General features: G+C 67.1%; 9 protein-coding genes. 7 read left to right on the forward strand and 2 right to left on the reverse strand.

Annotation, left to right across the window (positions count from 1 at the left end; all coding sequences use genetic code 11):
• The first annotated feature begins 133 nt into the window (after positions 1 to 133).
• From AC3WRI_RS06635 to AC3WRI_RS06650, 4 genes are all read left to right on the forward strand, one after another.
• The gene (locus AC3WRI_RS06635) at positions 134 to 1,570 is read left to right on the forward strand and encodes an amino acid permease (protein ID WP_010812868.1); all 1,437 of its coding nucleotides are present in this window, start codon (positions 134 to 136) and stop codon (positions 1,568 to 1,570) included.
• A gap of 76 nt (positions 1,571 to 1,646) precedes the next feature.
• Entirely contained in the window at positions 1,647 to 3,209 is a 1,563-nt protein-coding gene (gene pdxR / locus AC3WRI_RS06640; protein WP_011617530.1) for a MocR-like pyridoxine biosynthesis transcription factor PdxR, read from the forward strand.
• A 140-nt stretch (positions 3,210 to 3,349) separates the two neighbouring features.
• Positions 3,350 to 3,754: a nuclear transport factor 2 family protein gene (locus AC3WRI_RS06645; RefSeq protein WP_010812866.1), complete on the forward strand. Its 405-nt coding sequence runs from the start codon at positions 3,350 to 3,352 to the stop codon at positions 3,752 to 3,754.
• 15 nt (positions 3,755 to 3,769) lie between these two features.
• On the forward strand, positions 3,770 to 5,212 hold the full coding sequence (locus AC3WRI_RS06650; RefSeq protein ID WP_492292891.1) for an NAD(P)/FAD-dependent oxidoreductase: 1,443 nt from the start codon (positions 3,770 to 3,772) through the stop codon (positions 5,210 to 5,212).
• Positions 5,213 to 5,259: 47 nt separating this feature from the next.
• On the opposite strand, the gene AC3WRI_RS06655 is transcribed toward AC3WRI_RS06650, so the two are convergent.
• Both AC3WRI_RS06655 and AC3WRI_RS06660 read right to left on the reverse strand, forming a co-directional pair.
• Positions 5,260 to 6,033, reverse strand: a complete 774-nt coding sequence (locus AC3WRI_RS06655; protein WP_439672012.1) for an SDR family NAD(P)-dependent oxidoreductase — start codon at positions 6,031 to 6,033, stop codon at positions 5,260 to 5,262.
• A gap of 31 nt (positions 6,034 to 6,064) precedes the next feature.
• A complete protein-coding gene (locus AC3WRI_RS06660) occupies positions 6,065 to 7,048 on the reverse strand; it encodes a helix-turn-helix transcriptional regulator (protein ID WP_492292892.1) in 984 nt (327 codons plus the stop codon).
• Between the two features lie 469 nt (positions 7,049 to 7,517).
• Here AC3WRI_RS06660 and AC3WRI_RS06665 point away from each other — a divergent pair, with 469 nt between their 5' ends.
• The 3 genes from AC3WRI_RS06665 to AC3WRI_RS06675 are packed head-to-tail and all read left to right on the forward strand — an operon-like array spanning position 7,518 to position 10,017.
• Positions 7,518 to 8,051, forward strand: a complete 534-nt coding sequence (locus AC3WRI_RS06665; protein ID WP_011617534.1) for a (2Fe-2S)-binding protein — start codon at positions 7,518 to 7,520, stop codon at positions 8,049 to 8,051.
• Positions 8,048 to 9,025, forward strand: coding sequence for an FAD binding domain-containing protein (locus tag AC3WRI_RS06670; RefSeq protein ID WP_010812861.1), 978 nt, complete (start codon positions 8,048 to 8,050; stop codon positions 9,023 to 9,025). Before AC3WRI_RS06665 ends, AC3WRI_RS06670 begins: the two co-directional genes overlap by 4 nt.
• Complete coding sequence (locus AC3WRI_RS06675; protein WP_492292894.1) at positions 9,022 to 10,017, forward strand: xanthine dehydrogenase family protein molybdopterin-binding subunit; 996 nt, start codon at positions 9,022 to 9,024, stop codon at positions 10,015 to 10,017. Before AC3WRI_RS06670 ends, AC3WRI_RS06675 begins: the two co-directional genes overlap by 4 nt.
• The last annotated feature ends 48 nt before the right edge of the window (positions 10,018 to 10,065 follow it).

The raw sequence follows: 10,065 nt of genomic DNA on the forward strand, positions 1-10,065 counted from the left end.
CTGAACGACCACGGCCCCAGGCTGGCAATTACTGCCCTGCCATCTATACCGAAGAGAAGCCGTGGCGCCTGCCTTAAACGCTGTACTGGCTGCAACGCAGTACCGACAGCTAGCGCAGCACAGGAGACACAACATGATCCAACAACCAGAGTCCGGCAACGGGCTATCCCACGGCCTGAAGCAACGCCACATGACCATGATCGCGCTGGGTGGCGTGATCGGCGCAGGCCTCTTTGTCGGCAGCGGCGTCGTCATCAAGTCCGCCGGCCCGGCCGCGGTCCTTTCCTTCCTGATCACCGGCCTGCTGGTGGTGCTGGTGATGCGCATGCTGGGCGAGATGGCCTGCGCCATGCCCGGCACCGGCGGTTTCTATGAGTATGCGCGCGAAGCCTGGCGCGACCGCCCGGCGGTGGGCAACCTGGCCGGCTTCCTGACCGGCTGGATGTACTGGTACTTCTGGGTCATCGTGGTGGCGCTGGAAGCCGTGGCCGGTGCCGACCTGGTGCGCTACTGGCTGCCCGACGTGCCCAACTGGATCATCAGCCTGGTGCTGCTGGTGATGCTGACGCTGACCAACCTGGTGTCGGTCAAGTCCTTCGGCGAGTTCGAGTTCTGGTTCGCGTCGATCAAGGTGGCCGCGATCATCGTGTTCCTGTTCGTCGCCGGCGTCTATGTGCTGGGCCTGGCGCCCGGTGCCCATGGCATGCAGGTGGCCAACCTGACCGCCAACGGCGGCTTCATGCCGCACGGCATCGTACCGGTGCTGACCGGAGCGGTAGCCGCCACGGGCTTCTACTTCGGGGCCGAGATCGTCACCATCGCCGCCGCCGAGACCGCCGAGCCGCAGAAGGCAGTGGCCAAGGCCACCAGCTCGGTGATCACGCGCGTGCTGGTTTTCTATGTGGGTTCGATCCTGCTGGTGGTCTGCCTGGTACCGTGGAACTCCAACAGCATCGCCACGCCGTACGTCAGCGCGCTGAACGTGATGGGCGTGCCGGCGGCCGCGCAGATCATGAACGCGATCGTGCTGACCGCGGTGCTGTCGGCGCTTAACTCGGGCCTCTATGCCTCGTCGCGCATGCTGTTCGCGCTGACCCGCCGTGGCGACGCCCCCAAGTCGCTGGCCCGCGTGAGCCGCAACGGCGTGCCGGTGCGCGCCATCCTGGTGGCGACCCTGTTCGGCTACGGTGCGGTGGTGATGTCCTATGTCTCGCCTGATACGGTGTTTGCCTTCCTGGTGAACTCGTACGGCACGGTGGCGATCTTCGTCTACATCCTGATCGCGATCTCGCAGCTGCGCCTGCGTTCCCGCCTGGAGCGCGAAGCGCCGGGCCAGCTGCGCGTGCGCATGTGGTGCTACCCGTACCTCACCTACCTGGCGATCGTCGGCATGATCGGCATCGTGGTGGCGATGGCCTTCATCCCCGACCAGCGCACGCCGCTTGCGCTGGGTGTGGTGAGCCTGGGCATCCTGCTGGTGGCCTACGCCGCGCGGCACCTGTTTCGCGGTAGCGTGGATCCGGTAGTGCCGCTGGCGGAGATGCCGCGCCCGGACCTGCATGAGTATTGATGACTGACCATGACTGACGTGGCGCGCCGGTGCGGTATGCTGGCGCGCTTCGCCGTCTAGGCAACGCCCCTGCCCCATGAGCCTGAAGTCTCCCACCACCCTCTGGTCCCAGCTGTTCCAGCAGCATGCCCACTCGGGCCTGAGCCTGCAGGGCAAGATCCGCCAGATGCTGGTCTCGGCCATCCTTGACGAGCAGCTGCCGCAGGGCGAGCCGCTGCCCAGCAGCCGCGAGCTGTCGGCGCAACTGCGCGTGGCGCGCAACACGGTGGTACTGGCCTACCAGCAGCTGGTCGATGAAGGCTACCTGGTGGCGCGCGAGCGCAGCGGCTACTTCGTCAACCCGGAGATCCTGGGCACGCGCGTGAGCGGCGTGGCCTCGCTGCGCGGCGAGGCGGTGCCCGCCCGCTCAGGCGAGCCGGACTGGGAGCGGCGCTTTGTGTTCCGCCCCACGCAGCAGCGCAATATCGTCAAGCGCGCCAACTGGCGCGACTACCCCTATCCCTTCATCTACGGCCAGTACGACCCGGTGCTGTTCCCCACGGCGGACTGGCGAGAATGCTGCCTGAAGGCGCTCAGCGTGCTCGACATCCACGACTGGGCCCAGGACATGATCCTGCGCGACGACGAATCGCTGGTGCAGCAGATCCGCACCCGCGTGCTGCCGCGCCGCGGCGTGTGGGCCGGCGCCGACGAGATCGTGGTGACCGTGGGCGCGCAGCAGGCGCTGTACCTGCTGGCCGACCTGCTGGTCAGCCCCGACACGCCGGTGGGGATCGAGGACCCCGGCTATCCGGACGCACGCAATATCTTTGGCTCGCACACCTCCCACCTGGTGCCGCTGCCGGTCGACGGCGACGGCCTGACCCTGTCTGACGCGCAACGCGCCTGCGACTACGTCTACGTGACCCCGGGCCACCAGTGCCCCACCACCGTCACCATGCCGCTGGCGCGCCGCCAGGCCCTGCTGCGCCAGGCCGAGGAAGCTGACTTCGTGCTGATCGAGGACGACTACGAAAGCGAAAGCCGCTTCGAAGGCGACCCCACCCCCACGCTCAAGAGCCTGGACCGCAGCAACCGCGTGATCTATGTCGGCAGCCTGTCCAAGAGCCTGGCGCCGGGGCTGCGCATCGGCTATATCGTCGGGCCGGCGGCACTGATCGCCGAGCTGCGCGGCGCGCGGCGGCTGATGCTGCGGCATCCGTCGGCGTATATCCAGCGCGCGTTCTCGCTGTTCCTGTCGCTGGGCCACTATGACGCGCACCTGCGCCGGCTGGCGGCCGCGCACCGCGAGCGCGCCGAAGCCGTGCTGGCGGCGCTGGCCACGCATATGCCTGACTTCCGCGCGGTGCCGATCGCCGGCGGCGCCTCATGCTGGATCGAGGGGCCGTCCTGGCTCGATGCCGATGCGCTGGCGCGGCTGGCCGAGCTGCAGGGCGTGCTGATAGAGCCCGGCAGCGTCTTCTTCATGGCCGAGCCCGCGCCGCGCAATGGCTTCCGGCTGGGATACTCGTCGATCTCGCTGGACCGCATCGAGCCCGGCATCCGCGTGCTGGCGGGCGTGGCGCGTGAGCTGCAGGCCACCGCCAGCGGCGCCACAACCATCGCCGCCGTCACTTCCCGGGTCCGTCCCGCGGCCTGAGCCAGCCCGCGGCGGTGTCTGCCGCCGCTGGCCCAAGCGATTGTCCCGAACTGGCGCTACAGCGCCGCGCGCGGCTTCCCTATCCTCGAGTCATGGCCGGTTCCCCACGGACCGGCAGACAACACTCAGGAGACCAACCCATGTCCAAGGACAACACCGCCGCCGGCATCGAACTGCTGCAGGCCTTCAATGACGCCTGGAACCGCCACGACATCGAGGCCCTGATGGGCTTCATGGCCGATGACTGCGCCTTCCACGGCGTGGCCGGGCCCGAGCTGCTGGGCCGCAGCTTTATCGGCCGCGACGCGGTGCGCGAAGGCTTCCAGCTGGCCTGGCAGACTTTCCCCGACGCGCAGTGGGTCGATGGCGACCACTTTGTCGTGGGCGACCGCGGCGTGAGCGAATCCACCTTCCGCGGCACCCGTGCCGACGGCGCCCGCATCGAGGCGCGCATGGTGGACGTCTTCACCTTCCGCGACGGCAAGATCGCGGTCAAGAACGCGTACCGCAAGGATCGCCCGCCCGTCGTAGCGCCCGCAGCCTGACCGAGGAGACGCGCCATGCAAGCCGTAGCCCCCCGCAGCCTCCTTGCCGGCGAGCAGTCCACCGCTCCCGCCCGCCCGTACGACCCCGCCTACGACCCGCTGCACACCCCCAATCCCGGCCACGGCCGCGAGTACGCGCCCACCTACTGGATCGGCACCGCCGGCGAGCCGCCCGCCGACGACGGCCCGATCACGCACGACATCGACGTGGATGTGGCGATCATCGGCTCGGGCTTCACCGGCCTGACCTGCGCCATCTTCCTGGCACAGGAATACGGCATCAAGGCCACCGTGCTCGAAGCCAACCGCGTCAGCTGGGGCTGCAGCACGCGCAACGGCGGCCAGGCGCAATGCGCGTCCGGGCGGCTCAAGCGCTCGCAGTGGATCCAGCGCTACGGCCTGGATACCGCGCTGCGCCTGCATGAGGAAGTCTGCGACGGCATGGAGACCTTCAAGGGCCTGATCAAAGACATCAACTGCGACCCGCAGCCCGGCGGCCACCTGTATATCGCGCACCGCGCCAAGGTGATGCCGGCGCTGGAGAAGGAAGCCAAGCTCCTGCGCGAAGTCTTCAAGTACGACGCACGGATCATGGACGCCGACACCGTGCGGCGCGAGTATGTCGACGACAAGGAAGCCGCGGGCGCCATGCATGAGCCCGAAGGCATCGGCATCCACGCCGGCAAGCTCGCCTTCGGCTACCTGCGCCGCGCGCGCGAGCTGGGCGCCAGGGTGCATCCGTCCAGCCCGGTGACCGGCTGGGAAACGCGTAACGGCGTGCATTACCTGCGCACCCCCGGCGGCATCGTGCGCGCCCGTGCGGTGGGTGTGGCCACCGGCGGCTATACCTCGCAGACGCTGCACCGCGAGCTCAAGAACCGGCTGTTCCCGATCCTGTCGAACTCCATCGTCACGCGCCCGCTCACGGCCAGCGAACTGGCCGCGTGCAACTTCCGCACCACGCAGGTCATCACCGACACCCGCATCCTGCGCCACTACTACCGCCTGATGCCAGACGGCCGCCTGCAGATCGGCAGCCGCAGCGCCATCACCGGCAACGACGCGCCGCAGGAGCAGTACAAGCAGAAGCTGATCGGCGACATGCACCGCAAGTTCCCGGCGCTGCAGGGGATCCAGGTCGATTACTCGTGGTGGGGCTGGGTCGATGTCAGCCACGACATGATGCCGCGTATCACGCAGCCGGATCCGGCGCAGTCGATCTATTACGCAATGGGGTACGGCGGCAATGGCGTGATGTACTCCGCGCAGGCTGGCAAGCGGCTGGCGACGTTGATTGCTGGCAAGGCTTCCGCGCTGCCAGAACTGCCGATCTTCCGTTCGCCGCTGCCGTTCCCGAATGTGCGGGAGATGGTGGAATCGCAGATGTTCGCGCCGTTCCGGAGGATGGGGCAGCGGGTGCTGTACCACTGGTATCACCTGAAGGACGACGTGCTGTAACTCGCGCGTGGGCGTGCCGCCTGGCGCGCCCACGCTTCTGGCCCGCCTCAGAACAGCGTGTAGCCCCCGTCGATCACAAAGGTATCGCCCGTGTGGTAGGCCGACGCCGCGCTCATCAGGTACACCGCAATCCCGGCGAAGTCACTACCCTCACCCCAGCGGCGCATCGGCACGCGCTTGTGCACCATTTCCTGGAAGGCATCGTTACCCTGGGCCACGCTGGTCATCTCGGTCCTGATCCAGCCCGGCAGGATCGAGTGCGCGCGGATGCCCTTGCGCGCGTACTCCACCGCCAGCCCCCGCATCATCGAGATCACGCCGCCCTTGGTGGCCGCATAGTGCTCGGAGCGCGGCGCGCCTTCAATCGCCGCGACCGAGGCCGTGCTGCACAGCACCCCGCCCTCGCCCTGCACCAGCATCTGCCGCACCGCGGCGCGCAGCGTGAAGAAGGCACCGTCCAGGTTGACGCGCATGGTCCTGCGCCAGGCCTCGGTCGGCATCTGGTCGAACGGCCCCTTGTTGCCGCTGCCCACGCCGGCATTGGCAAAGCAGCCGTCAATGCGCCCCAGCGCCGCCACCGTGCGCCGCATTGCAGCATCGACCGCCTGCTCGTCGCCGACGTCGCAAAGCTCGGTATGCACCTTGCGCCCATGCTGGGCCAGGCGGTCGGCAGCGGCAGCGTTCTTGTCGGCATTCGTGCCCCAGATCGCGATATCGGCGCCGGCCGCGGCCAGCCCTTCGGCAATGCCCAGGCCGATGCCGCCGTTGCCGCCGGTCACCAGTGCCACCTTGCCGCTCAGGTCGAATGGATGCTTTGTCATGTGATTGTCTCCTTGGGGGGTGGGACATTGTTCACATGGCGAAGGGTTCAAGGCGTCGTCGGAATGGATGAAATCCCCGAGGCAGGTGACGGGCGCCGGACCGGCCATGGCCACCGCCGCCCCATGACAGCCTAAAGAGCGGCTCCCTGACTGGCATCCTTATGCCCGGCAAATTCACCCGGCGTACATCCGAAATGCGCTTGAACCGCCGTCCAAAATGAGACTGGTCGGCGAAACCGACAAGCGTGGCAACCAATGCCAACGGATAGTCTCCCGAGCGGATCATCTCGCGCGCGCGCAGCAAGCGAACGCGCTCGACATACGCCATCGGCGTTTCGCCGATGCTGCGCTTGAACATGCGCGCAAAATGAAAGCGGCTGACATTGGCCATATCCGCCAGCGCCTGCAGCTTCACCGCCTCCGGTGTACCGTGGATATAGTCCAGGACCCTGCTGAGGGCCTGCGGATGGAGCCCGCCGGGAAGTGACGAGGCGCCCGGGTCACTGACATTGAAGCGATGCACTAGATGCGCCGACAGCGCGCAGGAAAGGGACTCGGCGATCAGCATTTGCGCCGGATGCGCGACCGCCTGGATCTCTCGCGCCAGCGTAAAGGTAATGGTCTCGGCGAAGCCGTCGCGCTGCCCGAAGCAATTGCGGAGCCTGTGCGCGGCGCGTGGCTGGCGGATCGTGGCATCAGCGGCTTCGGCCAGCAGGCTTTGCGGAATCCTCGCAATGACGATGGAACCGGGCCTGTCCCAACTCCAGCTGGATTCGACCAGCCGCGGGTGCAGGCTGATATTGCCGGGAACGACGATGCCGCGATGCACCTGGCCCAGTCGCCGCTGCTCAAGCCTGGCGTGTCCCGCGAGTCGCATCGCAAGCATGTCGTGGTCCAGCTCCGGAGAGGACACCGATCCGGCCGAGCGCCAGTGATGGATCTGCACGGTGATGCCAGCCCACGGGCGTCCGCTGCTGCTGACATCGGGACGAACCGGCAACTCCGCATCGATCACGCCATGTCTCGTCGGCGATCGCATAGGCACATACCCCGCAAGGGCCCACGACGGTAGCGTCGGGGCAAGGGCCAGGTCCCCGCTGCGCATGAAAGCATATGAATTTATCCGGTTGAAGTAAAGCGGCCCGCACAATCCGCGGGACCTGACGCAAGCCATGCCGGCTGGTCCTCCTTTTCATACCTATCATCCAACGAGTCAGCGCAAGAATCGTCCACCGCAGCGCAACCACGTTCTATTGCGATGGCCGCCGGTGCCTGTAGCGTTTCAACGACTGTCCCACCAGTCCGAGGCAGCCACACACCTTCCGGTCCCGAGGCAGGCCAGTGTCAGGCCAAACCTGCAGAGACTTGCAGAATGCGCCCCCAGTCGTTCCGGCAGTTCGCTGCCGAAGCTGGCGCAGGCCCGGGCGAAGCCCCTGTCCCCAACCGCCCGAATCATCCGGGCTATGCAAAGAGGAATGTCGACTATGTCCAGTTCTGTTCGTTCCGACGCAAGCCAACCACAGCCTGGCGATAGCTACGGCTCAACCCGCATGCCGCTGTGCCTGACGGTCAACGGCACGCTGCATCGCCTCGATATCGATCCGCGCGAATCCCTGCTTGACGTACTGCGCGAGCGCCTGGACCTCACGGGCACGAAGAAGGGCTGCAACCAGGGCGCGTGCGGGGCCTGCACGGTGCTGGTGGACGGGCGCCGGATCAACGCCTGCCTGGCTTTGGCCGCCATGTACAACGACGCCCACGTGAGCACGATCGAAGGCCTGTCGTCGGCCGACGGCGAGCTGCATCCGCTACAGGCCGCGTTTATCGCGCACGATGGCTTCCAATGCGGATTCTGTACGGCAGGCCAGATCATGTCTGGCGTCGCCTGCATCAATGAGGGTCATGCCACCTCCGCCGACGATGTGCGCTTCTGGATGAGCGGCAATATCTGCCGTTGCGGGGCTTACCCGGGGGTCGTCGCGGCGATCGCCGAGGTCGGCGGGAGGATGCTGCCATGATCCCGTTCACACTGCAGAAAGCCGGCTCGGAAGCTGAAGCGCTGGCGGCGGCCGCGGCCGGGGCCCGCTTCATCGCCGGCGGCACCACGCTGGTGGACCTGATGCGCGAGCACGTGGAACAGCCCACGCAACTGGTAGACATCAACGCGCTGCCGCTGAACCATATCCGCATGGAGGGCGACGAGCTGGTCATCGGCGCGCTGGCCCGCATGTCCGATGTCGCCGCGCATCCCGACGTTTGCCGGCTCCACCCGGTGATCGCCGAGTCGCTGGTCGAGGGCGCCTCTCCCCAGTTGCGAAACATGGCCAGCATCGGCGGCAACCTGCTCCAGCGCGTGCGCTGTCCTTACTTCCGCATGCTCGATGCCGCCTGCAACAAGCGCACCCCGGACAGCGGCTGCGCGGCCATCGACGGGTTGCACGCGGGCAATGCCATCCTGGGCGCCAGCGACCATTGCTCCGCAACGCATCCGTCCGACCTTGCGGTTGCCCTGGTCGCGCTGGACGCGGTGGTCCACGTACGGGGTCCGCACGGCGCGCGCCATTTCCGCGTGGAAGACCTTTACCGCCTGCCCGGAACCACGCCGCATCTCGAACACACCTTGCAGGCCGGAGAACTCATTGCCGAGGTGCGAGTTCCACCGCTCGCCTATGCACGGACTGCGCGCTATCTGAAAGTGCGGGACCGGGCCTCGTATGAGTTTGCCCTGGTATCTGCCGCGGCAGCCTTCGAGGTCAGGGATGGCGTGATCCAGGCCGCTCGCCTCGCATGCGGTGGCGTGGGCACCCGGCCATGGCGCATGCGCGCGGCCGAACTCGCGCTGCAAGGCAGGCCGCCCACGCGCGCGAGCTTCGAGGCGGCAGCGCTTACCACGATTGCAGGCGCCACCCCGCTGCCAGGCAACCGCTACAAGGTCGCGCTGCTGCAACGAACGGTGGTACGGGCCCTCGAACTCGCAGGAGAAGGCAGATGAACGCAAACCATATCGGCCAGCCGCATGCCCGCGTCGACGGGCGCGCCAAGGTGACCGGCAGCGCGCGGTATGCCGCCGACTTCAACCAGCCAGGACAGGCCTACGCGGTGATCGTGGGCGCTTCGATCGGACTCGGTCGCGTGATCGCACTCGACGCCGAAGCCGCGCGCCGACTGCCAGGGGTACTGGCGGTACTGACGCACGAAAACGCGCCGAAACTGGCGTACGCCCCGCACAAGGGCTTTATCGATCCGGAACACGGCGAACGTCTGCATGTCCTGCAGGACGATCACGTCCGCTTCTATGGCCAGCCGGTTGCCGTGGTCGTGGCGCAGACGCTGGACCAGGCCGAGCATGCGGCCTGCCTGCTGCTGATTCGCTATGCCGAGGAATCACCGGTCTCCGACCCGCTCGACCAGCGCGCCGAAGCCGTGGTGCCGGAGGCGGGACGCGAACCAGGCCCCCATTCGGCGGACCGGGTCCGCGGCGACCCCGAGGCCGCGCTGGCGGCGGCTGCCGTCAGCATCGACGCCACCTACGATGCCGCGCGAGAAAATCACTTCCCGATCGAACCGAACGCCACCGTTGCCGCCTGGCAAGGCGACCAGCTGACGCTCTGGAGCAAGAGCCAGTTCGTGATCAACGAGCAGGCCGAGATCGCGGCGATCCTCGGCATCCCGGCTGAGAACGTCCACGTCATCTGCCCGTTTATCGGCGGCGCCTTCGGCACCAGCCTGCGCACCTGGCCGCATGTCACGCTGGCGGCAGTCGCCGCGCGCGAAGTGGGCAAGCCCGTCAAGCTGGTGCTGTCGCGGCGACAGATGTTCCATCAGACGGGGCACCGGCCGCGCACCGTGCAGCGCATTGCGCTGTCGGCAACGCCCGACGGCAGGCTGACCGGCATCGTGCACGAAGGCACCGGCGAAACCAGCCGCCATGAGCAGTTCACCGAGGCACTCACTGTGAACTGCACCCCAAAAGTTGGACGTTGATCCAATCTTTGGGGTGTTTTTCATGACGAAGTACGACGAGGCGTTCAA

The organism is Cupriavidus sp. FW305-27, from assembly GCF_058787995.1.